Here is a 24,570-nt window from a genome sequence, read left to right as displayed (position 1 = left end):
GACCGCGGCCCGTGAGGGGAAGGTGGTGCTACTGCTTGCGGGGCTGGTTGAAGCGGAGCATGTTGCCGGCCGGGTCGCGGAACGCGCAGTCACGGACTCCGTACGGCTGGTCGATGGGCTCCTGCATGACCTCCCCGCCGGCCGCCCGGATGCGCTCGAAGGTGGCGTCGACGTCGTCGGTGGAGAAGATCACGCCGCGCAGCATGCCCTTGGCCAGCAGCTCGGCCATCGCCTGCCGGTCCGCGGCGGGGGCGCCGGGGTCGGCGAGCGGCGGTTCGAGGACGATCTCGACGTCCTGCGAGGGCGACCCGACGGTCACCCAGCGCATCCCCTCGAACCCGACGTCGTTGCGCACCTCCAGGCCCAGGACGTCGCGGTAGAACGCGATCGCCTTGTCGTGGTCGTCCACCGCGATGAAGCACTGCGAGAGATTGATGTTCATGGCTTCGACGCTACGAGGCGCCCGCCGTTTTCGCTTCTCCATTTCTGACCGGATCCGCGACGGGTTCCGTGCCCTGGTCACCGGGCGGCCGCCCGCCCCTGACCGGTCGCGTCATGTACTTGGCGACGCACGCCGGAATGGCCTCGCCCGCCTCGTGCGCGCGAGCCCGATAGGCGCTGGGGCTCTCGCCGACGAGCTCGGTGAATCGCGAGCTGAACGATCCCAGCGAGGTGCTCCCGACGGCGAAGCAGACCTCCGTCACACTCATGTCGCCCCGCCGCAGCAGCGCCTTCGCGCGTTCGACGCGGCGGGTCATCAGATAGCTGTACGGGGTCTCCCCGAAAGCGGCGCGGAAGCTGCGGGAGAAGTGCCCGGGGGACATCAGGGCGACCTGCGCGAGCGCCGGAACATCCAGCGGCTCCGCGTAGTCGCGGTCGATCACGTCCCGGGCACGGCGCAGCCTCACCAGGTCCTCCAAGGTCATGCCCACCAGCATCGCACGACGCAAACGGTCGGCGGGGGCGTCCGCCCGGTCCGCTCGTCCCCCCGGTCCGCGCCTGCCACCCGGCTCAGCCGGACGGGGAGTCGCCCACGATCAGGTTCCTGAGGGCCGGCATGCCGCCCTCCCGCAGGGCGCGGCGCTGCCGGTCGGCCGGTGTCCCCTCCTGGAGGAGCCGGTGCACGAGCGACGCCACCTCGCGTTCGTCGCCGGACTCGGCGAGTGCCGGAGCGACGTGGGCCAGCAGGGAGGACAGCACGTCACCGCTGCTGCGGCAGCGACCCTCGGGATCGACCAGGGTGGAGTTCAGGCCGTGCCGGGCCGCGTGCCAGTTGGCGGCCTGCAGCAGTTCCGGACAGCACTGCGCGGGCGCGGCCCCGGCCTTCTCCTCGGCGAGGGCGACCGTGACCAGGGCGCGCACCAGACCGGCCAGCATGACCGCGTCGTCGGCCCGCAGCTGCACGTCCAGGCACCGCACCTCGACGGTCGGGAAACGGTCGGAGAGCCGTGCCTGCCAGTACAGCTGACCCCGGTCGGCGATCACCCCGGAGGCGACCAGCGCGTCGATCCGCCGCTCGTAGTCGGCGTGCCCGTCGAAGTAGGGGGGCGGGCCGCTGACCGGCCAGCGGCCGAAGACGATCGTGCGCCAGCTGGCGAAGCCGGTGTCCTTGCCGTCCCACAGCGGAGAGTTCGCGGACATGGCCAGCAGGGTCGGCAGCCAGACCCGGATGCGGTTCAGCACTGCGACGCCGGTCGCCGGATCGGGCACCCCCACGTGCACGTGCATACCGTTGATCAGCTGCTCGTCCACCAGCTGCCGGGCCTGGCCCTCCATCCTGAGATACCTCGGTTTGCGGGTGACCGGCACCGCCGACGGGTCGCGCAGCGGTGCTGCGGCGGCCATGGCGACCCGGCAGCCGTGCTCCTCGGCGGCCGAGCCCACGGCGTGCCGCAGCCGCAGCAGGTGGCCGCCGACCTCCTCCAGCTCCGTGCAGACCGGCGTCGCCACCTCGACCTGTGCCTGGAGCAGCTCGTCCTGGACCTCGCCGTCCTCCGCGATCGGGCCCAGACCGGCCGCCCTGCGCACGTACTCGGCCCCGGGTACCGGCAGCACCGTCACCGGGTCCACCAGGAGGTATTCCTCTTCGACGCCGAATGTGATCACGCGGTGCGGTTACCCCGGGAGTGCCCTGATCATCCGCCGCCTGCGCCGACCGGCCTAGGCTGCCGCCCCGCTCAGCGGTCGTCGCCGTCCGGCGCGGCGCGTGCTCGCCCACCGGACTGCTCCGTCCGCCCACCGCGCTCAGTAACCCAGCTTCCGCTTGAGCTCCGCCTTGTCCATCGAGGAGCGGCCGTGGAGGTTCCTGCGCCTGGCCTCCTCGTAGAGCTGGTCGTAGGTGGGGCCTCCGGCTCCCTTGTGGGAGCGCAGTCCGCCGCGCCGGCCCGAGGAGATGTCCTCCAGCGAGGTCCTGCTCGCCATCTTCGTCTCGCCGGCCCGGGCCCGCTCCTTGTTCACGGTCCGCGCGGCGATCTCCTCCGCCCTCTCGGGGCTCTCGCCGCGCTCCTCGGCGCTCTCCTTGATGTGCTCGTACTGTCGTTCCCTCTTCGAACTGGAACCGCGGGGCATGACGACTTCCTCACTGCCGTACGGACGCTCCGGTACGTCCAGCGCCTACCCGTGCCCGGGCGCCGCACACGGGCTCCGCCCCGCGCGGCCCGTCGACCGCCCGCGACCTCTCCGCGGTCCTGGCGGAGCCGGCCGACAGATCGACGTCGAGTGCATCGGACTCGCCTCCGCGCTCGACGACGGCACCGGAGCCCGGCCGGTCCCGCTGGGCTCCAGTGCCGGCCCGGTCGGCCGCCGGTCGGGTCAGTGCGCTGCGGCCAGGTGTCGTTCGGCCGCCAGCACGGCCTCGTGCACGGTCGAGCGGCCCATCAGCACGCACAGGGTGTAGGCCATGTCGTCCATGGCGCCGCGGGCCACCGCGTCACCGGGGGCCCCGGCGAGCCGTTCCCGGGCCGCCCGGAACCGCGCCAGGACGTCCTCGGTCCGGGTCCGGCTGGGCAGTAGCCCCACGCCGCGGTCGCCCTCCGCCCCCGGCCGGGCGCTCCGCAGGGCCTCGACCGCGCGCCGCAGTGCGCGATCCCACCGGGCGGGTACGGGGTCCCCGAGCGAGCCCGCGACCACCGCGGCCGCGAGGTCCGCCACCGGTACCCGCGCCCGCTCGGCTGCCGCCGCCAACGCGAACCGCGCCTCACGGGCCCCGCAGGGTGCCAGAGCCATCACCATGCCCGTCGCCCACTCCACCGTCGTCGCGCCACGGAGTACCGGTACATGCTCATCAGAAGACTGATGAATGCTTTGAGAGGTCACCGATCATCCTTTCAACCGAAGGCTGTGCGGACTGTGGAGGTAAGCATGGAAGGTATGCCCGCTCCAGTTGTCGTTCCACACCCACAGAACGCCCGCCGCACCGACGGCGTGCAGGTTCGCCCGCACGACCTTCACCACCCCGCCGCGGCCGCTCGATGCCGAAGCGCGCTTTCCCCGGCCGGCCGCGCCCACCGGGCGCGGCGAGGAGGTTGCACCCGCGCCCCGGACGTCCTGCGGCGCGCGAACGTCAGGTCGGCGGTCCGCCGCCGTGTCCGGCCGACCCCGCGAACCGGAACCCCTGGCGGCCCAGTGACGGTCGATCATCTTCGCGCGGACAGCCGGCCGGGTTGCGCCGTCGCGCACGGGTGCGGCGGCAGGATGACGCCATGGCCGACGCCTTCGTATCGCGCACCGTCGACGTGACGACCGGGAACCGGGAGACCGTCCACGACCTGACTTCCGCCTGCGCCGCCTTCCTTCAGGAGGTCGCGCGCGGGCGGAGTGGACTCCTCAACATCTTTACGCCGCACGCGACCGCCGGGCTCGCCGTCATCGAGACGGGAGCGGGTAGCGACGAGGACCTGCTGACCGCCCTGAAGTCCCTGCTGCCGGCCGACGATCGGTGGCGGCATCGCCACGGCTCTCCGGGCCATGGGCGTGACCACGTCATGCCCGCGTTCGTCCCGCCGCACGCGACGCTTCCGGTGATCGACGGAACGCTGGCAATCGGAACCTGGCAGTCCGTCACCTTGGTGGACACCAACCGGGACAACCCCCGCCGTCGGGTCCGGCTGTCCTTCCTGGCCGGATGACCGGGGCGCCGAGCGGGCGCAGGGGTGAAGACGTATCCATCATGACAGGTCAGAGCACGTTTTCGTAGGATCAAGAGCACAGTGGATTGCCCTTGTTCGGGCCCCTTCGCGGCTTTCAGAATCAGCGTCATGAATCACACGGCGCACATCAACCACGACGCGGTACTCCGGGCCCGAGTGGCCCTCCTCGGTTCCCAGACCCTGACCACCCGACAGGAGGTCGCCGCCTACCGGGTACTCGCCCAGGTGAGCCCGCTCGCCTATCTGCCCCAGCTGGCTCGGGCACTGTGCACCTACAGCCGGCAGGATTTCGCCGATCAGCCCGGCACGGCCCTCGCCCTGCGGGCCGAGGCGGTCGGGGCCGCCCGCCGGATGCACTCCCTGGAGGCCGGACGGGCGCAGCTGCTCATGGTCGTGCTCAAGGCCTACGGTCTGCAGCTGGCGGTCATGGGGCGTCAGGAGGAACTCACCGCGGTGCGGGAGGAGATAGTCCGGCTGGAGGCGGACGGGCAGGGGGAACTCGGCCCGCTGGAAAGGGAGATCGTCCGCCTGGACGGCGGTCACCAGGGTCCGTAGCGGGGACGGCGGACGCGGAGGGCGGCGTCGGGCGGCCTTCCGCCCGGACCCGGACCGGTCCTCACCAGCGCCAGTGAGGTTCCGCCCGCCGCCGCCCCCGACCGGCCTACCGTGGCCGGGTCGAAGCTGGACTCCGTTCCCGAGGGCGGTGGCGGGCCTCGGCCGCCGCCCCGCGTCCCGGGAGCCCCGGCGCCCGTGCCGCGGCTCCCGCAGGCCGCCGGTGACACAGGGCGGGCCGTCGACCGCCGCGCGTGCCAGGCCCTGCGGTACGGCCGGACCGGCCGCCCGGGACGACGGCCGTACGTCCGCTCCGGGCCGGCCTCGGACCTCGGGCCGGAGCCACCGGGGCCGCGCTCCCCACCCGCGCGGGGGCCGCTCCCGACGTGCCGGACGTCCGGTGCGGCCCCATCCTTCTCGTGGAGGGCAACCGCAGCCGACAGGCGCCGTCCGGGGAAGGAGCCGTCACCGTGTCGGAACCGCGTGACAAGCCGCCCCGCTTCACCGTGCCGGCCTGGATGCGCACCTACACGCCGTTCCTCGGCCGGATCCTCGAACAGTTCGCGCGCGTCAACCTGCTGGACTGCGCGACCCGGCTGGCCGCGCAGGCTTTCCTCGGCGCGATCCCCGCCATCTTCGTCATCGGGGCCCTCGCACCCGACTGGATGCGCAAGCAACTCGTCTCCACCATCAGCGGGACCCTGGGCCTCACGGGCCCGGCACTGGACCAGATCCGCTCGGTGGTGCAGAACAGCGGCGAGGACACGGCAGCCCTCGCGAGCACCGGGGTGGTGGGCGTCGTGGTCACACTGCTGTCCGCGACCGCCTGCAGCCGCGCTCTCCAGCGGACCTGCGAGCGCGCCTGGCACCTGCCGAAGGCGGGGGCCCGGCTGGCGGCCTGGCGCTGGCTGGCCTGGCTGCTGGTCTGGCTGACGGCGCTGCTGTTCCAGGGGCCCGTGCAGCAGGCGTTCGGCGCCGGCCGGGTCCTCGGCGCGGTGGTCTCCCTGATCAGCGGGATCCTGCTGTGGTGGTGGACCCAGCACCTCCTGCTCGGCGGGCGGGTGGCATGGCTTCCCCTGCTGCCCGGTGCGGTCTTGGTCGCGGTCGGGGCGGGCCTGATCAGCTGGGGCTCCCAGTTCTACATGCCCCGCGCCCTGAACCGGAGCCTCCAACAGTTCGGCGGCCTCGGCTTGGTCTTCGTCGTCCTGTCCTGGCTGATCATGTTCTTCGTCGTCGTCACCATGGGTGTCGCCGTGGGGTACGTACTGGCCCACGAGCACCTGCTGGCGCGTCGGCTGGGCACGGCCGACGACCCGCCGCAGCCCGCACCCGGCCCCGGGCCGGCCCAGCGGTGAGCCCGCCCGGGAGCCCGGCGGCGGGCCCGCACCTCACCCGTACCGGACGGCACGAGTGGTGATCACGACCGATCGCGGTTTCAGTGGAGGCTGTGGCCCGACCGCAGAGCGACCCGATGCTCACGGCCCGCTTCACCGCACCGGCCGTGCCCAAGACCCTCGTCCACCGACCCGAGCTGCTCAGCCGTCTGACGGCCGGGGTGCGGGGCCCGCTCACCCTGATCAACGGTCCGGCCGGCTCGGGCAAGACGGTGCTCACCGCGCACTGGGCGGCCGGCGGCCGGGCGCCGCGGCCCCCTCTGTGGCTGACCGTCGAACCCGACGACGCCCCCGGCGTCTTCTGGGCGTACGTCATGGAGGCCCTCCACCGGGGCGGGGTCGAGCTGCCCGCCGCCGTGGGCAGGCCGACCCGGGCCGAAGGGGTGACCCAGTCCTTCCTGGTGCGTCTGGCGGCGGCTCTGGCCGATTCCGCGCAGCCCGCCGTACTCGTGCTCGACCAGTTCGACACGGCCCGCCCGCCCGCCATGACGGAGGGACTGGACTTCGTGCTTCGGCACGCCGCCGGAGGCCTGCGCGTCGTCCTCACCAGCCGGACGGACTCCCTGCTGCCGCTGCACCGCTACCGGGCGGCGGGCGAGATCGCGGAGATTCGCCAGGCCGACCTCAGGTTCACCGACGCGGACGCCGAGGCCCTGCTGGCCGAGCACCGGCTGGACCTCTCGCAGGCCGGGATCCGGCTGCTGATGGAACGGACCGAGGGATGGGCCGCGGGGGTGCGGCTGTGCGCCCTCGCGATGCAGCGCAGCCCCGACCCGGAAGCCTTCGTCCGCCAGTTCGCGGCCGACCGCACCACGATCGCCGACTACCTGCTCAAAGAGGTGCTCGACGCGCAGCCGCCGGCCACCCGGGACCTCCTGCTGCGCGTCAGCATCACGGACCGGGTCCACCCCGACCTCGCGGACGCGCTGACCGGCCGTGACGACGCCGCCCTCACCCTCGCCCGGCTGGCCCGCGACAACGCCTTCCTGGAACAGGTCGACGCATCCGCCTGGTACCGGCTGCACCCCCTCTTCGCCGAGGTCCTGCGCGCACACCTGCGTCAGCGCCACCCGGGGCTGGAGCAGCAGCTGCACGGGCGGGCGGCACGCTGGCTCGCCGGGACCGGCCGGCTCGACGAGGCCGTGGTCCAGGCAGCGGCCGCCGGCGACTGGTCGTTCGCCGCGGGGCGGCTCGTCGACGACCTGGCGATCGGCCGGCTGTTCACCGGCCTGCGGGCGGAGCGGCTGAACCGGGCGTTCGCGCCCCTGCCCGCGGACGCGGCGGGCGCGGAGCCCGCCCTGGTCGGGGCGGCCCTCCGGCTGGTGGTACAGGACCTCCCCGGCTACCGGGATGCGGTGCGCCGCGCGGACACCCATCTCGGCCCCGGCTCCGGCGCCGCCGCCAGGTTCAGCCGGGCCCTCCTCGGGACGCTCGCCGGGCGCGCGACCGGGGACCTGGCGGCCACCGAGCGGGCGGCGGCCGACGCCGAGCGGCTCCTCGGCGAGCTGCCGGTCCCGCTGGTCGCCGCGCACCCCGAGATCCGTGCCCTGCTCCTCGCGGCACTCGGCGCGGTCAGGCTCGGCGCCGGACGGCTCGACTCGGCGCGGGCTGCCCTCGCGGCTGCCGCCGACGCCTGCGCGGAGCCGGCCGCCGAGCCGGTAGGGGATCCCGGCACCCGGTATCCGCTCTGCGACGCGCTCGGCTCGCTGGCCCTTGCCGAGCTGATGCGGGGCCGGCTGCGGCGGGCCGCCGAGCACGCGCGTGCCGCCCTCGCCGTCGCCGAGCAGTCGGCGCTCCCGCCCGAGCGCCGCTCCGGCACCGGTCACCTCGTCCGGGCAGGCGTCGCCGTGGAGCACGACGACCTGCCGGCCGCCCGAATCCACCTGGACCTGGCGACCACGGCGGCCGCCGCCGGCCTCCGCCCCGACAGCACGGCAGCGGTCCAGGCCGCCGTCATCGGAGCCAGGATCGCCGCCGCCGGGGGCGACGGCGAGGCCGCTCTCGCCGTCCTCGCCCGACTGCGCTCGACGGGGGCCGCGGAGCCGTTGTCCGCGTGGGCGGCGGACGCGCTGGCCGTGGCCGGATCGGCAGCCCACCTGGCATGCGGTGACGCCGTGGCGGCCCTCCGGGTGCTCGACGCCGCACCCTCCGCGCGGCCCGAGCACGTGCTGGCCCGTGCCCGCGCCCTCCTGGCGGTCGGCCGCGCCGGGGCCGCCGCGCGAGAGCTCGCGGGCCTGCCCGCCGGCGACGGCGTCGCGCCGCCGGTGCGGGTGGCGGCGTACCTGCTCGGAGCAGAGATCGCCGCCGCGGACGGCCACGCCGTGGAGGCCCGCCGGAAGCTGGCCGAAGCCGTGGACCTCGCCCGGCCGGAGGGACTGCGCCGGCCGTTCGCCGAGAGCGGCCCCTGGGTTCGCCGACACCTGCGAGAAGGCTCCCGTCCGGCCCCGGGCCGCGTCCGCCCGGCCGACCCGGCGACCGGGCCCGGCACGCCGTCGCCCGTGGTGGAGGCGCTCAGCGCACGGGAGACCGAGGTGCTGCGCCAGGCCGCACGGATGCTGTCCACCGAGGAGATCGCTGCCGAGCTGTACGTGTCGGCCAACACCGTCAAGACTCACCTCAAGAGCATCTACCGCAAGCTCTGTGTCACCCGCCGCAGCGACGCCGTCCACCGAGCCCAGGACCTCGGGCTGCTCTAGGGGGAAGCGCCTCGCCCGTACCGGGCGATGCCGGGCTGCGGGAGCCGGGCCGACGATGGCAGGGCAGAACTCCGCGAAACCCGGCAGCACACGGCAGAACCAGGCAGCGATGAGGCAGGAACCAGGCAGGCCGAGTCACGGCACCTGACGTCTTCCTCCGGAGAGAAGTGAGTGCTCTCATGCGCTACGCGTTCCACATCTCGGGCGTCGTGCCGGACACGCTCGCCGCGAGCTTCCCCGAGCTCGACCGGATCCCGGTCCGGGAACAGACGCTCCTCCTCGGCACCGTTGCGGACGAGGCGCACCTGTACGGGCTCCTCACCCGCTTCCAAGCCATGGGCCTGCGGGTGCTCGAAATGCGCCAGGTACCCGCCGCCTGACGCCGCGCCCGCTCCACGACCCGGAAGGGAGGACCACCCGCTTCGGGTGATCACGAGAAACCGTCGGCCGGACGACACTGTGGGGTGTGTCCGGCGCGGTACCGCCAACTGTGAGGTGAGTTCGATGGGCCAGTCGACACCGACCGGGGGAAATTGGAACACCGGCCCCGCGCCGGGCACCACACCGCTGTCCAGCGGAGGCGACGGAACCGGAGGGGCGGTCGGTACGTTCCTGGCCGCGGTCCTCCTGGTCGTGACCGGATGCCTCGCGATCTTCCAGGGCATCGCGGCCATCGCCGAGGACGACGTGTACGCGCGTCTCGGCAGCTATGTCTTCGCATTCGACCTGACGTCGTGGGGCTGGATCCACCTCATCGTCGGGATCATCGTCGTGCTGACCGGAGTGGGCCTGTTCCTCGGCTCCAACGTGGCCAGGGGCGCAGGCATCGTGCTCGCCGGACTCAGCATCATCGCCAACTTCCTGTGGCTGCCGTACCAGCCGTGGTGGTCGATCATCATCATCGCGATCGACGTGTTCATCATCTGGTCCCTGTGCACGAGTTGGTCGCAGAAGCCCGTGTGACATCGGTGGTCGGGCGTGCACCCGGTCCGGTTCGACACGGGCCGGGCGCCGCCCTGCGCAAGGGCGAGGCCGCTCCCGCGCGGCGGCCCCCGGTGCCCCCGGCGGGGGATCGGCCGGGTGCCGGCGCCGGGCCCTGCCCCGGCGTCGTGGCGGATCGCCCCGGGCTGCTCCGCCGCCCGCAGGTTCCGTGAAGTCGCTGCCCTGGAAGCCCGGTTCGTTTCTTCGAGGCTGGCTGGGGCTTTCCGCCTCGTGCTGCAGGAATCCGAACTGGTGTGTTCGAACAGAGAATTCGAGCCCGGCTCTGCCGTGGGCCGTCGCCGTGCATACCACCAAACGGAGGTCGTGCGGGCACCTCTTCGAGGGAACGGGGCCGTCCGGGCTTCGGGCGGTGACGGTCTGCTGCCGAAGAAGGAGGGGCGGCCCCCCTCGGGGCCGTGCGGTGCTCCGGCACCGTCCTGCACGACAAGGAGATTCCACGTGTCGCGTGTTTGGAAGAGTGCGGGCCTCGCCCTGGTGATGGGCCTGGCGGTCATCGGCGGTGCGTCCTCGGCCTCGGCGGACTCCGTCGCGGAGGGTTACGCGGTCGGCTCGCCGGGCGTCCTCTCGGGCAACGTCGTCCAGATCCCGATCCACATTCCGATCAACGTGTGCGGAAACAGCATCAACCTGATCGGCGCCCTCAACCCGGCCGCCGGTAACACCTGCATCAACGCCTGACGGCCGAAGCACCGGGCCCGTCCCGGCCGGACCTCCGGTCGGGACGGGCCTTCGTCCGTGCCGGGGCGGACCCTCGTGAGGCGTCGCGCCGATGCCGTGCGAGGCTTGTCCAAGACCCTGGAGGAGACCAAGCATGCACACGCCGAGCCGGCCCGAAGACCTCGACCACCCACAGCAGTTGTGGACCAGGGCCGCGATCATGGCGATGGTCGACGTCGCCTCCTCCACCGGCACGGAGTTCGCCCTCGACGAGGACGGCCTGTGGTGCCACTCCACCGGAGCCGACGGCTGGTGGCGGCTGAGCGTGTTCGACGAAGACCGCGCGGTGTTCTGCGGTCAGGACCCCGACGGCAGCACCACCCACATCGGCGGCGAGCAGATCGACTTCCTGGCGGGTGGGCCGGACTGGCTGCCCTGGGAGCTCCTGCGGGACGACGCCGACGGCAATATGTTCGGCTTCGTCTACTGGTGGGAGAACGGAGCCTGGCATCGCATCCCGTACCCGCGGGAGCTGCACGAGGACGGGCTGGAGGGAGCCGCGCCCTGGGCCGGCTCACACGAGGAGTTCCTCGGCCTCACGGCTTCCTCCTTCGACGCCCCCTCCCTGCACGAGCGGGCCCTCGCCGACGCCGTCGACCGGTTCGCGGCGCTCGTACGCGAGGGCAGGGCCGACGCCGAGGCGGCGACGGCCCTGCTCACCGCGCCCGGCACCGAAGGCCGCCCCGCCCCGCGCGTCGACATGGCGCTCGACTTTGCCACCCGGGCGGGCATCCTGGCCTGATCCGGCCGAAGCCGACCGGGCCGTGCGCTACTTGAGGGCGGCGAAGGCCCTGGTGAAGGCCAAGGGCTGCTGGAGGATCGAACTGCACGTGGCGTCCGCGTGGCTGACGGCTCCGGCCGCGCACTGCTTGTCCCGCGTGGAGGACCACATGGCCAGCCGGCCGACTCCCTTCGACGCCGCGAACTCCACGAGCTCTGTCGCGTCCGAGACCGTGAAGACCTCGCTGGCCACGTCGTTGACGCCGATCATCGGCGTGACGGCCAGGGCCTTCCACGCCGCCGCCTCGGAGAGTCCGAGCACGCCCTTGATCTGGGCCTGGGTGGCGGTCGCGGCCTGGATCGCGTACTGCCCCATGTCCCCGCTGTACGCGGGGCCGTAGTCCATCGCCATGATGTTGACGGCGTCGACGCGGACGCCGTTCTTGCGGGCGTCGGCCAGCAGCGCCACCCCCGGCTGGGTCAGGCCCTCGGGCATCACGGGCAGCGTGAAGGCCACGTCCAGACCCGGGTGGGCCTTCTGGAGCTTGGCTATGGCCTGAGCGCGGCGCGCGTTGGCAGCGGTGTCGGGCAGGGCCGCGCCCTCGATGTCGAAGTCGACCTTGGTGAGGCGGTACTGGTCGACGACCTTCCCGTAGGCGGCGGCGAGGTCGTCCACCGTGGCGCAGTTCAGGGCGAGTTCGTGTCCGGCAGCCCCACCGAAGGACACCCGCACGTCACCGCCCTGGGCGCGCAACGCACCGATCTGCGCGGCGACCTGGTCGTTCGCGAGTTCGGTGACGCCGCCCCACAGCGGTGCGCAGCCGCCGCCGGAGGTGATGAAGGCCAGGTGGAACTCCTTCACGCCGGTCTTGGCCGCCGTGTCGAGCAGGTCGTACGCGGGATAGAGCGAGGTGTCCACGTACGGCGCGAAGCGCGCGCCGCCGACCGGGACCGGGGTGGTCGCGGTGGGGGAGGGCGACGCGGTGCGGGTCGGCCGGGCGGAGGTCGCCGAAGCCGTCGGGGCGGTGGTCGGGGCCGCAGTCGGAGCCGCGGTGGCGGTCGGCCGGGTGGTGGGTCGCCCGCTCGGCTGGGTGGTGGCGCTCTGGTCGACGGAGCACTTCACTCCGTCGATACGGCAGCCCGTCGGGTCGCCCGGGGCTCCGGGGCCGCTCGCGACGAACCCGACGGTGACGGAGGCGCCGGCTGCCAGCTCCCCGTTCCAGCCTGCCGGCTTCACGGTGACGCGCTGCCCGGCCACGGTGTGGGTGCCGTTCCAGAGCGAGTCGATCTTCGTGCCCGTCGGGAGGTCGAACTCCAGCGTCCAGCCCGACCGGGGCTGCCCGGTGCTGTTGGTGATGACGTACTGCCCGGTGTAACCGCCGCTCCAGGAACTGGACTTCGTGTAGACGGCCCCGACGGACCCGGCGTGTGCGGTCCCGGTGAGCGCGAAGGCCGCACCGCCGATCACCGCCGCTGCCACGATCGCGCCCGTGACCCTCGCCGTACGACTCGTCCTGCGCCGGTGACCGAGTGTGCTGCCCATCGCGTGCCTGCCTTTGTGCTACTGGGGAGTTGGGGTTGCGGCAGCACGCTAGCCGCCCCGAAACGGACATTCGTTCGCTTCGGGGCGGTCTCGATGAGCCTTAGGTTCCGCTTAAGGAAGGGGAAAGCGGGGGATCAGGAAGGGCCGTTGTCCGCGTGGCTCTGCCCGCGTCACCGGCCGCAGCCCGCCGACGGGATCTTCGGTTGCGCGGATGCCGGCCCCGGCCGGGTGAGGCTTCGGCCGCCTTCCGCCCGAGCGGGCGCCCGGAGCCGCCCGTGCGGGACCGCCGTTCCCACGCAAGGTCGTGGACTCCATCGCCGGCACAGCCGTCGGAGCAGGGGGCCGCCCGGTCGACGACGTCGTCATCGAGTCGATCCGCATCAGTGAGGAACGGCACGGCGGCGAGGCCTCGCAGTCCCCTCCGCAGGGCTTCACGCCCCGTCCGTCTCCCGCAGACGGGGCGGGGGAGTCAGCCGTGGGTCGCGTCGATCACGCAGAAGCGGTTGCCCTCGGGGTCCGCCAGGACCACGAAGTCAGGGTTCTCGGGGTAGGAGTCCCACTCCACGTGCCGGGCTCCCAGCGACACCAGCCGTGCCACCTCCGCCGCCTGTTCGGCCGCGTCCGCCGCGTACAGGTCGAGGTGGACGCGGGGGCGCCGCTGGACCGGCGTGATGCTGCGGCCGAGGGCCAGTGCGGGTCCGGCGCCGTCGGCCGGTTCCAGGACGGTCCAGCCGTCGTCCACCGCGCCGTCACGTGGTACGTAGCCCAGCGCCCCGGACCAGAATGCGGCGGCCCGCCGCACGTCCTCGGCGCCCATGACGATCGTCCCGATGGTCAGCATGATCCGATTCTGGCAAATCCTTGCCGGTGACGGTTCTTCGAGGACCATTCCACGGTCCCCGCCGTCCGGGACGCCGGGGGCCGGAGCCCTAGGGGCGCCGCCGGGGCTTGCCGCCCTTGCATCCCTTGGCCCCGCCGGAGCCACCGCGCGCGTTCTTCCCGGCCGCCTTGCCCGAAGCGGGCTTGCCGGACCCGGCCCCGGACCCGCGCCGGGGTCCGCTGCCGACGGCCTTGCCCGTGCCCCGCTCGGGCCGCTTGCCCTTGGCCTTGGGCTGCTGAGCCCCCTGCTGCCGGCCCCGCGTGCTGTTCACCGTCCGTCCGCGGACGATCCCGATGAACTCCTCCACCAGGTCGGGGGTGGGCTCCGCCTGTGGCCACGACAGCGCCACCCGTGACGTGGGTGCGTCGGAGACCGGCCGGTAGGTGAGGTCCCTGCGGTGGTGCAGGCGGGCCAGGGACTGGGGCACGACGAGCACGCCCACACCCGCCGCCACCAGCTCGATAGCGTCCGCCGTCGTGGCGGGCCGCTCGATCGCGGGCCGGCCGGGAAGCTTCTCCCAGTCCAGGGTGTCGTCGAGCGGCTGCCACACGACCTCGTCGGCGAGGTCCTCGGTGGTGACCTCCTCGGCCGCCGCCACGAGGTGGTCCTTGGGGACCACGACCACCGTGGTCTCGGTGTAGAGGGGGATCGCGCTGAGGTCGGTGCGGTCGACCGGGAGGCGGACGAAGCCCGCGTCGGCGTCACCGGCGCGCAGGACGCCGAACACCTCGGCGGAGGAGACCTGTGCGAGGGTCAGGGGTACGTCGGGCAGCCGCTCGTTCCAGATCCGCACCCACTTGGCAGGGGTCACGCCGGGGACATAAGCGAGCCGGAACGCTGGGGGTGTTTCCGAGCCTGTCACCCCGCAAGGTTACCGGGCGTGGTCGGAAGCCGTGCACATGCTCGATACCCTTGACCTCATGACGTCGCACCAGAACACCCAGACGATGAAGCCCGCGACCGCGGCGAAGAAGCTGGGCGTGTACCTCCAGGCCACCCCCGCAGAGTTCCAGGAGGGTGTCGTCTCGCGCAGTGAACTGAGCGCGCTCCAGGCCGACCCGCCCCAGTGGCTCCAGGAACTGCGCCGCAACGGTCCGCACCCCCGCCCGGTCGTCGCCTCCAAGCTGGGCGTCTCCATCGCCGGCCTCGCCCGCGGCGGAGTGACCGAGCCCCTCACCACGGAGCAGATCGAAGCGCTGAAGCAGGAGTCCCCCGAGTGGCTCCTGCGGGAGCGCGCCACCCAGGCAGAGGTCCGCAAGGAAGCGGTGCGGATCAAGGAGCGGAACGCGGAGCGGGCGGAGCAGGCGCGCCACCAGGATTCCTGACCCGCCGAGGGCCGACTTCCCGGGCCCCCGGGCCTCGGTCCCCCGAGTCTCAGGCTCCCGGGCTCCCGGATCGTCGCCGGGCCCGGCCTCCCCGTGAGCGGTGGGGTCGGGCCCGATGCCTTCTCCGGGGGCGGGGAGAGCCCGGCCGCCGCCCCGACATCTCACCGCCTCATTGCGGAGGGTCACCGGCCAGCAGGCGCACGGCCCGGTCGAGCCGGGCCTTCCTGGTCTCCGGCGTGAGGGCCTGGAGCAGCGGCAGGGCGACCAGGTAGCGACCGGTCCGGTCCAGTGCGTCGAAGGCCGCGCGGGCCTCGGGACGCGCCGCGAGTGCCGCTTCGAGGTCCTCCGGCACCCCCGCGGTGCGTTGTGGGGCGTAGGCGCCGACCCAGCGACCGTCCGCCTGTGCCCTGCGCACCTCATCGAGCCCCGGTTCCCGCATCCGGCCCGTGGCGGTCAGCGCCGCGACCTTGTCGACGTTCACCTGCGACCACAGGCTCCTGGGTCGGCGCGGCACGTATTTCTGCAGGTAGTGCGTGTCGTCGAGAGAGCGTCGCTGCCCGGAGATCCAGCCGTAGCAGAGCCCTACGTCGACGAGCTCGTCATCGGTGACCGACGGGATCCCGGACTTCTTCTTCGCGAGCTTGACCCACACCCCTTCCTGGCGTGTGTAGTGCTCGGCGAGCCAGCTTTCGAACGCTTCGGCGTCCGCGAAGCCGACGATCTCCGCCCCGTTGAGTTCGTCCATGTGCGACAGGCTATCGGCCGTTGATCTGCGGACGAATCCATTCCTCAGGCGGCCACGGTTTCCGGTCGGGTGTCGTCGCGGTGCCTCGAAGAGGCGGTCGTTCGCGACGCGAACAGGGAGCCCAGCGCGAGGGCGCCGGGTCCGGTGAAGACAAGGAGCAGAAAGGCCCAGCAGAACATCGCGGAGGCCTCGCCGCCGTTCTGCAGCGGCCAGAGCGCACCGGGCTGATGCACCGTGAAGTACGCGTACGCCATGGAGCCGGAGGCTGCGAACGCGGCCGCGCGGGTGCCCAGGCCCAGCAGGACCAGGGCACCGGCGACCAGCTGGATGACTGCCGCGTACCAGCCCGGCCAGGTGCCCGCCGCGACGGTGCCGCCGCCATGGGCGCCGCCGAGCACGCCGAAGAGGGAAGCGGCGCCGTGCGAGGCGAAGAGCAGGCCCGTGACGATCCGGAACAGGCCGATGGCGTAGGGCTGGGCGTGGTCGAGACGTGTGTTCATGGGGGGAGGCTCCTTCGGTCGGGGACGGATCCCGAAGTCGTGCCGAGCGTGCGCGAGCGAGCCATAGGTTAGGTAGACCTAACAGGCCTGGCAAGCGCAAGTTCCGGCCACCTCGATGGCGGCGCGGGCGCCGTCGAGGGGACCCTTCGGCCGTCCGCATCGCCCCCGTGGCGGACCGCTGTCTCTCCCGCTCCGTCCAGGGCCCGGGACGGCCGCGTCCCGTCACGTGCACCCTGCACACGTACCCTGGGATTGCCGCGCGGGGGCGGCCCGCCAGTCGGCCCCGCCCGCTGGCGGCCCGCTGAACCGTGCGGTCCGCTGGAAGCGTGAGCATCCTTCCGGGCCCGGGCTGGTGGACCGGCCTTCCGCCGGCGGCGGGGGCCGCCGTCATGGCCACGGGCATCATCTCCGTCGGGCTGTACATGACGGGACACGAGGCGGCGTCGCTGGTCGCACTCGTCGTCGCGGTCGCCCTGTGGCTCGTCCTCGGCTTCGACTTCACGGCCCGGCTCGTGGGCGATCGCGGGCGGTTCCGCGCCGAGGCCGACACCCCGGCCGCCCTGACGGCCGTGGCCGCGACCACCGTCATCGGCACCCGGATCTCCCTCCTCGGCCGGCAGACCACGGCCGCGGCACTGCTCGCGCTGGCGGCGGTGCTCTGGCCGGGACTGCTGGTCAACGTCGTACGCCACTGGCACCGCCGCATGCCCGGAGGCGCCTTCCTCGGCTGCGTGGCGACGCAGGGGCTCGCCCTCCTGGCAGCCGTGCTCGCCGCCGCGTGCCACCAGGACTGGCTGGCCCGGGCCGCGCTGGCCGCCTTCTGCCTCGGGCTGCTGCTCTACGCGGCCGCTCTCCTCAGGTTCGACCTGGGCGAGGTGGCGGGCGGCGCGGGCGACCACTGGGTGGCGGGCGGGGCGCTCTCCCTCTCCGCCCTGGCCGGCTCCAAGCTCACCGCGTCTCCCGTGTGGACGGCCGCGGCGCACACGGCCCTGCGCGGCGTCACGCTCGTGACGCTCGCGCTGTCCCTCGTCTGGTACGCGGTCCTCCTCACCGCCGAACTGCGCCACCCCCGGACGCGCGGCGACATCCGGCGCTGGGCCACCGTCTTCCCCCTCGGAATGACGGCCACGGCGTGCCTGTCCGTCGCGGAGCCGGCCGGCATCGCCTGGCTCGTTCCGGTGGGGGAGTTTCTGCTCTGGATCGCCGTGGCCGCCTGGCTGGCCATCGTCGGCGTGCTCGTCTCCTCGCGGCTCGCCGCCCCCCGCCCGCCGCAATGAGCGCGCCGCCCGCCGTGGTCACGGCGGTCCTCCTGTGGCGCGGCCCGCGCCCGGTCAGTAGGGTCCCGGCATGGCGTACACGTTCCAGGTGACCATCGACTCGCCCGATCCGCACCCCCTCGCCGACTGGTGGGCCGACGCCCTCGGTTGGGAAGTGGAGCCCAGCGACGAGCAGTTCATCCGCGGCCTGATCGCCGCGGGGCACGCGACCGAGGACGACACCACCACCCACCGCGGCACGCTCGTCTGGAAGGCGGGAGCGGCGATCCGCCACCCCGGGGGACTGGAAGGCGCCCCGCGCGTCCTCTTCCAGCTCGTACCGGAGGCCAAGACCGTCAAGAACCGGATGCACTTCGACGTCCGCACCGGTGACGAGGACCCGAAGGTACTGGTCGAGCGCCTCGTCGCCAAGGGGGCGAAGTTCCTCCACGAGGGCCGCCAGGGCCCCAGTACGTGGACGACCCTCGCCGACCCCCAGGGCAACGAGCTCTGCGTCTCCCACTGAGCCCCGGCGATCCCGGGCATCAGGTCCGCCCGTCCGCCGATCCGCGCACCAGCCGGTCCCGACCGTCCCGCCCGTCCCGGCGGGACCGGCCCGCCTCCCCGCCCCCGCGCGCCGCCGACCGCCGACGCCTACGCTTCCTGAGGTGAACGTCATCCTCTTCGGCGCGACCGGGATGCTCGGCCGGGCCGTCCTGCGCGAGTGCCTGCGTGACGACTCCGTCGACAGCGTCCTGTCCGTCGGTCGCTCCCCGCTCGGCGTCACCCACCCCAAACTGCGCGAGCGGGTGCAGGACGACCCGTCCGACCTGTCCGCCGCCGGAGTCGACCCGGCCGCCCTCGACGCCTGCTTCTTCTGCCTGGGCGTCTCCTCCGTCGGCATGAAGGAGGAGGACTACCGGCGCGTCACCCACGACCTGACGCTCGCGGTCGCCCGGCCGCTCGCCGCAGCCAACCCCGGTATGACCTTCGCGTACGCCTCCGGGGAGGGCACGGACAGCACCGGCCGGGGCCGCTCCATGTGGGCCCGCGTCAAGGGCAGGACCGAGAACGACCTGCTGGAACTCCCCTTCCGCGCCTACATGTTCCGCCCCGGCATCGTCCGGCCGGCGCGCGGCGCCAGGCCCCGGACCCGGCTCCACCGTGTCCTCCACGCCGTCACCGCACCGCTGGTACCGCTGCTGCAGCGGTTCGCACCGGACCTCGTCATCACCTCCGAGGCCTTCGGCCGGGCCATGATCGCCGTCGCCACTCCCGGCACCGAGGTGCCCGGCCACATCTTGCGGCCCGCGGACATCAACCGCCTTGGAGCCGCCCCGACCAGGCATAATTGAGTACCGGGCATCACCTCCCGGAGGCGAGAATGAGCCGTCTCAAACCGGGAGGACCCCATGAGCCAGGAGAGCCTGACTCTGCATGACCTGCTGCCCGCCCAGGCGCTGGCACACTCGATCGACGCCGGGTACGTGACCCGCAAATCGCACCCAGAGCTGCCGCTGTCCATCTACACGTACACGCGGACGGCCCAGTACGAGGGCGTCTGGAACGAGGTCACCACGCGCTGCCGCGGCCTGGTCGCCGACGACGAGACCGGTGCGATCGTCGCGCTGCCGCTGCCGAAGTTCTTCAACGTCGGAGAACACGCGTCGGGCCGGCCGTACGCCCCGGCCCTGCCCGACGAGCCGTTCGAGGTGTACGACAAGGTCGACGGCAGCCTCGCGATCGTCTTCCACTACGCGGGCAGCTGGCGCGTCGCCTCCAAGGCGTCCTTCACGAGTGCCCAGGCCACCTGGGCACAGCGCCGGCTCGACGGCGCGGACACCTCGGCCCTCAAGCCGGGCACCACCTATCTCGCGGAGATCCTGTACCCGCAGAACCGCATCGTCGTGGACTACGGCGACCGGCGCGACCTCGTCCTCCTTGCGGCCTTCACCGTCGGCGGCACCGAGGTGCCGCTCGCCGAGGCCGCCACCCAGTGGACCGGGATCGGCTCCGTCGTCACGGTGTGGCCCGCCATGCCGCTCGACGAGCTGCTCGCGCTGACCGAGTCCAACACCCTGCCGGGCGGCTCATCCGCCACCGGCATGGACGCCGAGGGCTTCGTGCTGCGCTTCGCCTCGGGCGTGCGCGCCAAGGCCAAGCTGTCCGAGTACGTACGGCTGCACAGGGTGCTCACCGGCGTGACCGCGCGGGACATCTGGCGCGGCCACGGCATCCAGCGCTTCGCCGGCCTGCCCGCCCAGCAGCTCGCACAGGGCCTGAACTGCACCGTCTCCGACATCGAGGCGTCCGGCGGCAAGCCCCTCGATGCTCTGCTGGCGCAGGTGCCCGACGAGTTCGACCACTGGGTGCGCGAGGTCATCGCCGGCCTGGAGGAGGCCGCCGCCCGCCACGAGCGGGCGATCGACGAGGCCTACGCGGGCCTCGTGCACCTGGCCTCCGACCGGGGAGCCTTCGCCCGGGCCGTGGCGCAGCTGCCCGACCGCGCCGTTCGGCCCGCGATGTTCATGCGGCTCGACGGCCGGTCGACCGAGCTCACGACCTGGCGCCGGGTCCGGCCGGAGGCCGTCGACCCGTACGTCACCGACGAGGAGGACAGGAGCGTGTCCGACGAGGACAACCGGACCGCGCCCGCTCCCGCGCGGACGTCGGGCGGGGCCGGCCGCGTGTCCCGGGCTGCGCCAGGGATCCCGGCGCCGGCTGCGGACCTGCCCCACCGGCCCGCCGAGGGCGAGTCACCCATTCCCGTCGTCCACGTCATGACGGGTCTGCCCGCCTCGGGCAAGACGACGGCCGCACGCGCCCTGCAGGCCGAGTCCGGCGGCCGCATGCGCCGGGTCAACCTCGACGACCTGCGGGCCATGCTCGACCTGCCGGATCCTGGGCGCGGCCGCGGCTTCGCCCACGAGCAGACGGTCCTGGCGATCCAGGACGCGGCCGTCCGCGCGGCCGTCGACGACGGGTTCGACGTGGTCGTCGACAACACCCACCTGACCAAGCACATCCCGAAGCGGCTGAAGGCGGCCGTCGGCGGCCGCGCGACCTTCGTCGTGCACGATTTCACCGACGTGTCGCTGGAGGAGTGCCTGAGTCGGGACGCCGCCCGCGAGCGCCAGGTCGGTGAGGAGATCATCCGAGTGCTGGCCGAGAAGCACCGCAACATCCGCCGGGGCGGCTGGCGCCTGACGAGCGAGTGGATGAACGCCGGCTCGGGGGAGGTGGCCGCGCCGCCCGTGACGCCCTACGTCGCCGACCCTGCACTGCCGGCGGCGGTGATGTGCGACATCGACGGCACGCTCGCACTGACCGGCGACCGGGGGCCGTACGACTTCACGCGCTGCGAGCTCGACCTGCTCAACGAGCCGGTCCGGCATGCGCTGGACGCCTTCCGGCGCGCCGACGGCGACACGGTGGTGCTGCTGTCGGGGCGCAGCGAGGAGTACCGGGCCCAGACCGAGTCCTGGCTGCGCCGGCACGAGGTGCCCTACGACGAGCTGTGGATGCGCGCGGCCGGCGACACGCGCCGCGACGACGTGGTCAAGGCGGAGCTGTTCGACGCGCACGTGCGCCACCGCTTCGCGGTGCGGGTCTCCCTCGACGACCGCGACCGGGTCGTCGCCGTCTGGCGCCGCATGGGCCTGCCCACCTGGCAGGTCAATTACGGCGACTTCTGAAGTCCGGGTGTGCGCAACGTGCTGACCGTGCTGATCGTCGATGCCGCGAACGTGGTCGGCTCGGTGCCGGACGGCTGGTGGCGCGACCGGCGCGGCGCGACCGAGCGGCTGCGCGACCGGCTGGCCGCCCGGGACGAGGGCGAGGAGATCGTCCTCGTCGTCGAGGGCGCTGCCGGCGGCGTAGCGTCCGTGCCCGGCGTACGGGTCGAGACGGCGCCCGGTAGCGCGGACGACCGGATCGTGGAACTGGTCGCGGCCCGGGCGGTCGACGGCCGCCCGGTGGTCGTGGTCACGGCCGACCGCGAACTGCGCGAACGCGTCGGGGCGTACGGTGCGCGGTGCGTGGGGCCGCGTACCGTACGCCCGCTGGACTCGCCGGGGGTCAGCGGCAGTACCGCACCTCGGAGAGGTTCTTGACGTAGCGGGCGGAGACCCAGTGCTCCTTCTCGTAGGCCTTCGCGCGGTCGGGGTCCTGACGGTCCTGACGGTCCTGGCGGTCCTCACGGCCGGACCCGTTCTCCCAGTCCTCCCGCTCGACGTGCAGGCGGTACCAGATGCGGTTCCCGTCGACCTTCTCGCCGTACTTCTTGCACTCGATCTCGACCCGGCTGTTCGGCTGCACGTGGCCGATCGCCCGCGACTCGGTGGTCGGCCTGCTGCGGACCTTCAGCGGCCCCCTGGAGACGACCTTCCCGTACGCGTACCTCTCGTACGGGTACCCGCCCGGCTGCGCGTACGGGGGGACCTCGCCGACGATGATCTCCCGCGGGCCCTCGTCCGCGACGGCGGCGCCCACCCCGACCAGACCGAGAACCAGGCTTCCGGTGGCGAGAGCGAGGATGGTTCTGGTGGGCATCAGCATGAGCCGACTCCTCTGTGAAGACGTCCGACCGGCCGCGTGGTGCGGCGCGGGATGGCAACAGGCGGCTGCCAGGGACGACTATGACGAGGACGGGCCCTGCGGCTCCGGTGCCTCACCGGCTTGTAACCCGATATGCCCAATGTGTCCACCAGGGGGCCGCCCTGGGGAGTACCGGGCACCGCGGTGCGGATGCACGGCCCCGGCCGCATGAGCGGACTCGCCCTTTCCGGCCGCGTCAGGCCCGTCGTCGCCCGCGGGCCGGGGCTCGCCGTCCCCGTGCCCCGATCGCGGGCTGCCCGGATGCGGCGGTGGGCGGGCGGCGCAAGAGTGGACGCATGGGTATCGACGACTACGGCGGTGGAGCCGGCGCGCACGAGACCGGCGTCCTCGTCGTGACGACCAATGACGTCCCCGGATACCGGGTCGAGCGGGTCATCGGCGAGGTCTTCGGCCTCACGGTGCGCTCCCGCCACCTGGGCAGCCAGATCGGCGCCGGACTGAAGTCGATGATCGGCGGCGAGCTGAAGGGCCTGACCAAGACCCTGGTCCAGACCCGGAACCAGGCCATGGACCGGCTCGTCGAGCAGGCGAAGGCGCGCGGCGCCAACGCCGTGCTGATGATGCGTTTCGACGTCACCGACGCCGCCGACGTAGGGACCGAGGTCTGCGCCTACGGGACGGCCGTCGTGCTCGTCCCCGCCTCCACCTGACCTTCTCCAGCAGGTGGTCGCTCCGGAGACGGAGCTGCACGGCGGACGAAAGTTTTTCCGCGGTGGCGGCAACCTCCTGGAGGGTCGCGCGTCGTGCGGGGTGAAGGGGCGCAGTCCGCGCCCCTTCACCCCGGAACCGACCGTGGAGACCCACCGTGAAGAACCTCAAGCGTGTCCCCCTGGCCGTGCGCCGCACGGCCGTCGCCGCAGCCGCCGCGGGGGCGGCCGTCGTCCTGGCCGGCCCGGCGTACGGCGCGAGCGCCGGCCCGGCCGCGCCCTCCCCGTCGGTCAGCGTCCCGGCCGACGCCTCGCCCGGAGAGGTCGCCCCCAGGCCCGTCCCCTCGGTCAGCTCCCCCTCGATCACCGGCCGCGGCGCGAGCAGTGCCTCCCCCGGAGCCGCCCCCGGCGCCTCTCCGAGCAGCGCGGGCGGCGACTCCGGCCCCGGTGCCTCTCCCTCGTCGCCCGCCGCGTCACCCGAGGCGGGCACGAGGGCCGAGCTCGCGCATACTGGCTCCTCGGCGACGACCGTCGCGATGGGGGCGGGAGCGGCCGGTCTGGTCCTTGCGGGCGCCGGAGCCCTCTACGCCGTGCGGCGCCGCGCGAACAGCTGAGGAATCCCGTGCTCCACCTCGCACCACCCGTCGGCCCCCTCGCGCCCGGTTTCGGCCGGGCGTGGCGGGGCCTGTGGTCGTTGCTGCGCCACGAGCGCGCCACCACCCCGCGGATCTTCGCCGGGCCGCACGCTCCGGCGTACGGTTCCGCGTACGGCCCGCCCCACGCCCACGCCCACGACCACACCGGCGACGGGGACCCGGGACCGCCCACCGTCACCGAGCTCTACCACGCGCACCGGCTGGGCATGGTCCGGCTGGCGGTGCTGCTCGTCGACGACCTGGCCACCGCCGAGGACGTGGTACAGGACGCCTTCACCGCCCTGTACCGCCGTCACGGTGAACAGGTGGCCGAGGTCGACAACGCCCTCGGCTACCTGCGCACCGCGGTCGTCAACACCGCGCGCTCCGTCCTGCGGCGCAGGCGCACCGCACGGGCCTGGACCCCGCCTCCGGCGGCCGACCTGCCGTCCGCCGAGGACCACGTGGTGCTGGACGAAGCACACCGCGAAGTGCTCGCGGCGCTGGCCCGGCTCACGCCCCGGCGCCGACAGGTCCTCGTGCTGCGGTACTGGGCCGACCTCAGCGAGGCGGAGATCGCGACCACCCTGGGGATCAGCCGGGGAGCGGTGAAGTCCAGCGCGAGCCGCGGCCTGGACGCGCTGGAACGGAACCTGGAGGGACGGATATGACGCCCGACGGCGAACACCTCGGCCCGCATCAGGGCGAGCGCCCGGTGGAGCGCCGGCTGCGCCAAGCGCTGTCCGCGCGTGCGGACGGCGTCGATGCCCGCCGCCTGCGCACCGCGAGCCCGCCGGGAGCGCGCGCCGGACGACGGCCGGCGGAGCGGCTGCGGCGGTTCGCCGTGCCGCTCGCGGCTCTCACGGCGGCCGCGGCCGCGGTCGCCGGTGTCGGGTACCTGCTGTTCGTCCCGGACGCCGAGCCCGGTCCGCAGCTGCCCGCGACCCCGCCGCGCCTGACGACTCCGGGCCCGTCCTCCGGCGGACCGCCGTCGCCCTCGCCGAGCAGACCGGGCCGGCCCCCGGGCGGGGACGCGTCGGCGGCACCGTCCGGCGTCCCGACGCCCGACCGGTCGCTCGGCCCGACGGTACGGGCCTCCCCGGGGCCGTCCGGGTCGGTGCCGCCGTCGCGCGGTGCGTCTCCGGCGCCGGGCGCGGCCGCCACCTCGTCCCCGCCCGTTCCGCGCCGGTAGG

At 73.4% G+C, this 24,570-nt stretch carries 29 protein-coding genes; 18 read left to right on the top strand and 11 right to left on the bottom strand.

The features are described 5' to 3' along the window. Positions 1-28: 28 nt before the first annotated feature. The 5 genes from AW27_RS01895 to AW27_RS01875 all read right to left on the bottom strand — a co-directional run bounded on the left by AW27_RS01895 (position 29) and on the right by AW27_RS01875 (position 3,231). The gene (locus tag AW27_RS01895; protein ID WP_030027260.1) at positions 29-442 is read right to left on the bottom strand and encodes a VOC family protein; all 414 of its coding nucleotides are present in this window, start codon (positions 440-442) and stop codon (positions 29-31) included. Between the two features lie 10 nt (positions 443-452). Then, entirely contained in the window at positions 453-926 is a 474-nt protein-coding gene (locus AW27_RS01890; protein WP_037918372.1) for a helix-turn-helix domain-containing protein, read from the bottom strand. Between the two features lie 85 nt (positions 927-1,011). Then, positions 1,012-2,106 carry a carboxylate-amine ligase gene (locus AW27_RS01885; protein ID WP_037917117.1) on the bottom strand — a complete coding sequence of 365 codons (1,095 nt, stop codon included), beginning with the start codon at positions 2,104-2,106 and terminating at the stop codon, positions 1,012-1,014. A 138-nt stretch (positions 2,107-2,244) separates the two neighbouring features. Continuing rightward, positions 2,245-2,568, bottom strand: coding sequence for a hypothetical protein (locus AW27_RS01880; RefSeq protein WP_037917119.1), 324 nt, complete (start codon positions 2,566-2,568; stop codon positions 2,245-2,247). Between the two features lie 243 nt (positions 2,569-2,811). Further along, positions 2,812-3,231 (bottom strand): DUF5133 domain-containing protein, encoded by a 420-nt coding sequence (locus AW27_RS01875; RefSeq protein WP_236647480.1) that lies wholly within the window; start codon positions 3,229-3,231, stop codon positions 2,812-2,814. Between the two features lie 470 nt (positions 3,232-3,701). On the opposite strand from AW27_RS01875, the gene AW27_RS01870 reads away from it, so the two are divergent. The 8 genes from AW27_RS01870 (at position 3,702) to AW27_RS01835 (ending at position 11,251) form a co-directional block, all read left to right on the top strand. Beyond that, positions 3,702-4,127, top strand: a complete 426-nt coding sequence (locus AW27_RS01870) for a secondary thiamine-phosphate synthase enzyme YjbQ (protein ID WP_037917121.1) — start codon at positions 3,702-3,704, stop codon at positions 4,125-4,127. A 129-nt stretch (positions 4,128-4,256) separates the two neighbouring features. Beyond that, positions 4,257-4,703: a hypothetical protein gene (locus tag AW27_RS01865; protein WP_037917123.1), complete on the top strand. Its 447-nt coding sequence runs from the start codon at positions 4,257-4,259 to the stop codon at positions 4,701-4,703. A 467-nt stretch (positions 4,704-5,170) separates the two neighbouring features. Further along, positions 5,171-6,055, top strand: a complete 885-nt coding sequence (locus AW27_RS01860) for a YhjD/YihY/BrkB family envelope integrity protein (protein ID WP_037917127.1) — start codon at positions 5,171-5,173, stop codon at positions 6,053-6,055. Between the two features lie 92 nt (positions 6,056-6,147). Continuing rightward, positions 6,148-8,790 carry a winged helix-turn-helix domain-containing protein gene (locus tag AW27_RS01855; protein ID WP_236647481.1) on the top strand — a complete coding sequence of 881 codons (2,643 nt, stop codon included), beginning with the start codon at positions 6,148-6,150 and terminating at the stop codon, positions 8,788-8,790. A 179-nt stretch (positions 8,791-8,969) separates the two neighbouring features. After that, entirely contained in the window at positions 8,970-9,170 is a 201-nt protein-coding gene (locus AW27_RS01850; protein ID WP_037917131.1) for a hypothetical protein, read from the top strand. 124 nt (positions 9,171-9,294) lie between these two features. Then, the gene (locus AW27_RS01845; protein WP_037917134.1) at positions 9,295-9,753 is read left to right on the top strand and encodes a DUF7144 family membrane protein; all 459 of its coding nucleotides are present in this window, start codon (positions 9,295-9,297) and stop codon (positions 9,751-9,753) included. Between the two features lie 477 nt (positions 9,754-10,230). Further along, positions 10,231-10,470: a chaplin gene (locus AW27_RS01840; RefSeq protein ID WP_037917135.1), complete on the top strand. Its 240-nt coding sequence runs from the start codon at positions 10,231-10,233 to the stop codon at positions 10,468-10,470. A 133-nt stretch (positions 10,471-10,603) separates the two neighbouring features. Beyond that, complete coding sequence (locus AW27_RS01835) at positions 10,604-11,251, top strand: hypothetical protein (protein ID WP_052030133.1); 648 nt, start codon at positions 10,604-10,606, stop codon at positions 11,249-11,251. Positions 11,252-11,278: 27 nt separating this feature from the next. Here the strand turns inward: AW27_RS01835 and AW27_RS01830 are convergent, their stop codons facing one another. From AW27_RS01830 to AW27_RS01820, 3 genes are all read right to left on the bottom strand, one after another. Then, entirely contained in the window at positions 11,279-12,772 is a 1,494-nt protein-coding gene (locus AW27_RS01830) for a cellulose binding domain-containing protein (RefSeq protein ID WP_037917138.1), read from the bottom strand. A gap of 469 nt (positions 12,773-13,241) precedes the next feature. Then, a complete protein-coding gene (locus AW27_RS01825) occupies positions 13,242-13,613 on the bottom strand; it encodes a VOC family protein (protein ID WP_037917140.1) in 372 nt (123 codons plus the stop codon). Between the two features lie 88 nt (positions 13,614-13,701). After that, entirely contained in the window at positions 13,702-14,514 is an 813-nt protein-coding gene (locus AW27_RS01820) for a LysR family transcriptional regulator substrate-binding protein (protein WP_078555941.1), read from the bottom strand. Between the two features lie 58 nt (positions 14,515-14,572). On the opposite strand from AW27_RS01820, the gene AW27_RS01815 reads away from it, so the two are divergent. Beyond that, the gene (locus tag AW27_RS01815; RefSeq protein WP_172671262.1) at positions 14,573-14,977 is read left to right on the top strand and encodes a DUF5997 family protein; all 405 of its coding nucleotides are present in this window, start codon (positions 14,573-14,575) and stop codon (positions 14,975-14,977) included. A 169-nt stretch (positions 14,978-15,146) separates the two neighbouring features. Here the strand turns inward: AW27_RS01815 and AW27_RS01810 are convergent, their stop codons facing one another. Then, positions 15,147-15,722, bottom strand: coding sequence for a YdeI/OmpD-associated family protein (locus tag AW27_RS01810; RefSeq protein ID WP_037917145.1), 576 nt, complete (start codon positions 15,720-15,722; stop codon positions 15,147-15,149). A 44-nt stretch (positions 15,723-15,766) separates the two neighbouring features. Continuing rightward, positions 15,767-16,222 carry a DoxX family protein gene (locus tag AW27_RS01805; protein ID WP_037917147.1) on the bottom strand — a complete coding sequence of 152 codons (456 nt, stop codon included), beginning with the start codon at positions 16,220-16,222 and terminating at the stop codon, positions 15,767-15,769. Positions 16,223-16,548: 326 nt separating this feature from the next. On the opposite strand from AW27_RS01805, the gene AW27_RS01800 reads away from it, so the two are divergent. From AW27_RS01800 to AW27_RS01780, 5 genes are all read left to right on the top strand, one after another. After that, complete coding sequence (locus AW27_RS01800) at positions 16,549-17,499, top strand: SLAC1 family transporter (RefSeq protein WP_037917149.1); 951 nt, start codon at positions 16,549-16,551, stop codon at positions 17,497-17,499. Between the two features lie 70 nt (positions 17,500-17,569). Next, positions 17,570-18,004 (top strand): VOC family protein, encoded by a 435-nt coding sequence (locus AW27_RS01795; RefSeq protein ID WP_037917151.1) that lies wholly within the window; start codon positions 17,570-17,572, stop codon positions 18,002-18,004. 142 nt (positions 18,005-18,146) lie between these two features. Continuing rightward, positions 18,147-18,833: a Rossmann-fold NAD(P)-binding domain-containing protein gene (locus AW27_RS01790; RefSeq protein WP_037917153.1), complete on the top strand. Its 687-nt coding sequence runs from the start codon at positions 18,147-18,149 to the stop codon at positions 18,831-18,833. A 57-nt stretch (positions 18,834-18,890) separates the two neighbouring features. Further along, the gene (locus tag AW27_RS01785; protein WP_236647482.1) at positions 18,891-21,173 is read left to right on the top strand and encodes a phosphatase domain-containing protein; all 2,283 of its coding nucleotides are present in this window, start codon (positions 18,891-18,893) and stop codon (positions 21,171-21,173) included. Positions 21,174-21,182: 9 nt separating this feature from the next. Then, on the top strand, positions 21,183-21,590 hold the full coding sequence (locus AW27_RS01780) for an NYN domain-containing protein (RefSeq protein ID WP_052030134.1): 408 nt from the start codon (positions 21,183-21,185) through the stop codon (positions 21,588-21,590). Here the strand turns inward: AW27_RS01780 and AW27_RS01775 are convergent. After that, a complete protein-coding gene (locus tag AW27_RS01775) occupies positions 21,556-22,029 on the bottom strand; it encodes an SH3 domain-containing protein (protein ID WP_157840178.1) in 474 nt (157 codons plus the stop codon). The two genes, AW27_RS01780 and AW27_RS01775, sit on opposite strands and share 35 nt — an antisense overlap. Before the next feature lie 341 nt (positions 22,030-22,370). Here AW27_RS01775 and AW27_RS01770 point away from each other — a divergent pair, with 341 nt between their 5' ends. The 4 genes from AW27_RS01770 (at position 22,371) to AW27_RS01755 (ending at position 24,569) form a co-directional block, all read left to right on the top strand. Beyond that, complete coding sequence (locus AW27_RS01770; RefSeq protein ID WP_037917157.1) at positions 22,371-22,745, top strand: YbjQ family protein; 375 nt, start codon at positions 22,371-22,373, stop codon at positions 22,743-22,745. A gap of 155 nt (positions 22,746-22,900) precedes the next feature. Continuing rightward, complete coding sequence (locus tag AW27_RS01765; protein WP_052030135.1) at positions 22,901-23,356, top strand: LPXTG cell wall anchor domain-containing protein; 456 nt, start codon at positions 22,901-22,903, stop codon at positions 23,354-23,356. 8 nt (positions 23,357-23,364) lie between these two features. Next, complete coding sequence (locus tag AW27_RS01760) at positions 23,365-24,048, top strand: RNA polymerase sigma factor (RefSeq protein WP_236647483.1); 684 nt, start codon at positions 23,365-23,367, stop codon at positions 24,046-24,048. Beyond that, a complete protein-coding gene (locus AW27_RS01755; protein WP_052030136.1) occupies positions 24,045-24,569 on the top strand; it encodes a hypothetical protein in 525 nt (174 codons plus the stop codon). Before AW27_RS01760 ends, AW27_RS01755 begins: the two co-directional genes overlap by 4 nt. Position 24,570 lies beyond the last annotated feature (1 nt).

This window comes from Streptomyces sp. PCS3-D2 (assembly GCF_000612545.2).
In the GTDB taxonomy this organism is placed as follows: domain Bacteria; phylum Actinomycetota; class Actinomycetes; order Streptomycetales; family Streptomycetaceae; genus Streptomyces.
Note: the sequence above shows the minus strand (reverse complement) of the source record. Positions and strands in the feature narration are given on the sequence as shown.

Excerpts from the sequence above, each read along its gene's own strand:
- AW27_RS01810 (WP_037917145.1), bottom strand. The coding sequence starts at position 15,722 with ATGGACGAACTCAACGGGGCGGAGATCGTCGGCTTCGCGGACGCCGAA.
- AW27_RS01825 (WP_037917140.1), bottom strand. The coding sequence starts at position 13,613 with ATGCTGACCATCGGGACGATCGTCATGGGCGCCGAGGACGTGCGGCGG.
- AW27_RS01875 (WP_236647480.1), bottom strand. The coding sequence starts at position 3,231 with ATGGTGATGGCTCTGGCACCCTGCGGGGCCCGTGAGGCGCGGTTCGCG.
- AW27_RS01845 (WP_037917134.1), top strand. The coding sequence starts at position 9,295 with ATGGGCCAGTCGACACCGACCGGGGGAAATTGGAACACCGGCCCCGCG.
- AW27_RS01815 (WP_172671262.1), top strand. The coding sequence starts at position 14,573 with ATGACGTCGCACCAGAACACCCAGACGATGAAGCCCGCGACCGCGGCG.
- AW27_RS01795 (WP_037917151.1), top strand. The coding sequence starts at position 17,570 with ATGGCGTACACGTTCCAGGTGACCATCGACTCGCCCGATCCGCACCCC.
- AW27_RS01890 (WP_037918372.1), bottom strand. The coding sequence starts at position 926 with ATGACCTTGGAGGACCTGGTGAGGCTGCGCCGTGCCCGGGACGTGATC.
- AW27_RS01830 (WP_037917138.1), bottom strand. The coding sequence starts at position 12,772 with ATGGGCAGCACACTCGGTCACCGGCGCAGGACGAGTCGTACGGCGAGG.
- AW27_RS01770 (WP_037917157.1), top strand. The coding sequence starts at position 22,371 with ATGGGTATCGACGACTACGGCGGTGGAGCCGGCGCGCACGAGACCGGC.
- AW27_RS01870 (WP_037917121.1), top strand. The coding sequence starts at position 3,702 with ATGGCCGACGCCTTCGTATCGCGCACCGTCGACGTGACGACCGGGAAC.
- AW27_RS01850 (WP_037917131.1), top strand. The coding sequence starts at position 8,970 with ATGCGCTACGCGTTCCACATCTCGGGCGTCGTGCCGGACACGCTCGCC.
- AW27_RS01785 (WP_236647482.1), top strand. The coding sequence starts at position 18,891 with ATGAGCCAGGAGAGCCTGACTCTGCATGACCTGCTGCCCGCCCAGGCG.
- AW27_RS01865 (WP_037917123.1), top strand. The coding sequence starts at position 4,257 with ATGAATCACACGGCGCACATCAACCACGACGCGGTACTCCGGGCCCGA.
- AW27_RS01775 (WP_157840178.1), bottom strand. The coding sequence starts at position 22,029 with ATGCCCACCAGAACCATCCTCGCTCTCGCCACCGGAAGCCTGGTTCTC.
- AW27_RS01835 (WP_052030133.1), top strand. The coding sequence starts at position 10,604 with ATGCACACGCCGAGCCGGCCCGAAGACCTCGACCACCCACAGCAGTTG.
- AW27_RS01755 (WP_052030136.1), top strand. The coding sequence starts at position 24,045 with ATGACGCCCGACGGCGAACACCTCGGCCCGCATCAGGGCGAGCGCCCG.
- AW27_RS01880 (WP_037917119.1), bottom strand. The coding sequence starts at position 2,568 with ATGCCCCGCGGTTCCAGTTCGAAGAGGGAACGACAGTACGAGCACATC.
- AW27_RS01895 (WP_030027260.1), bottom strand. The coding sequence starts at position 442 with ATGAACATCAATCTCTCGCAGTGCTTCATCGCGGTGGACGACCACGAC.
- AW27_RS01805 (WP_037917147.1), bottom strand. The coding sequence starts at position 16,222 with ATGAACACACGTCTCGACCACGCCCAGCCCTACGCCATCGGCCTGTTC.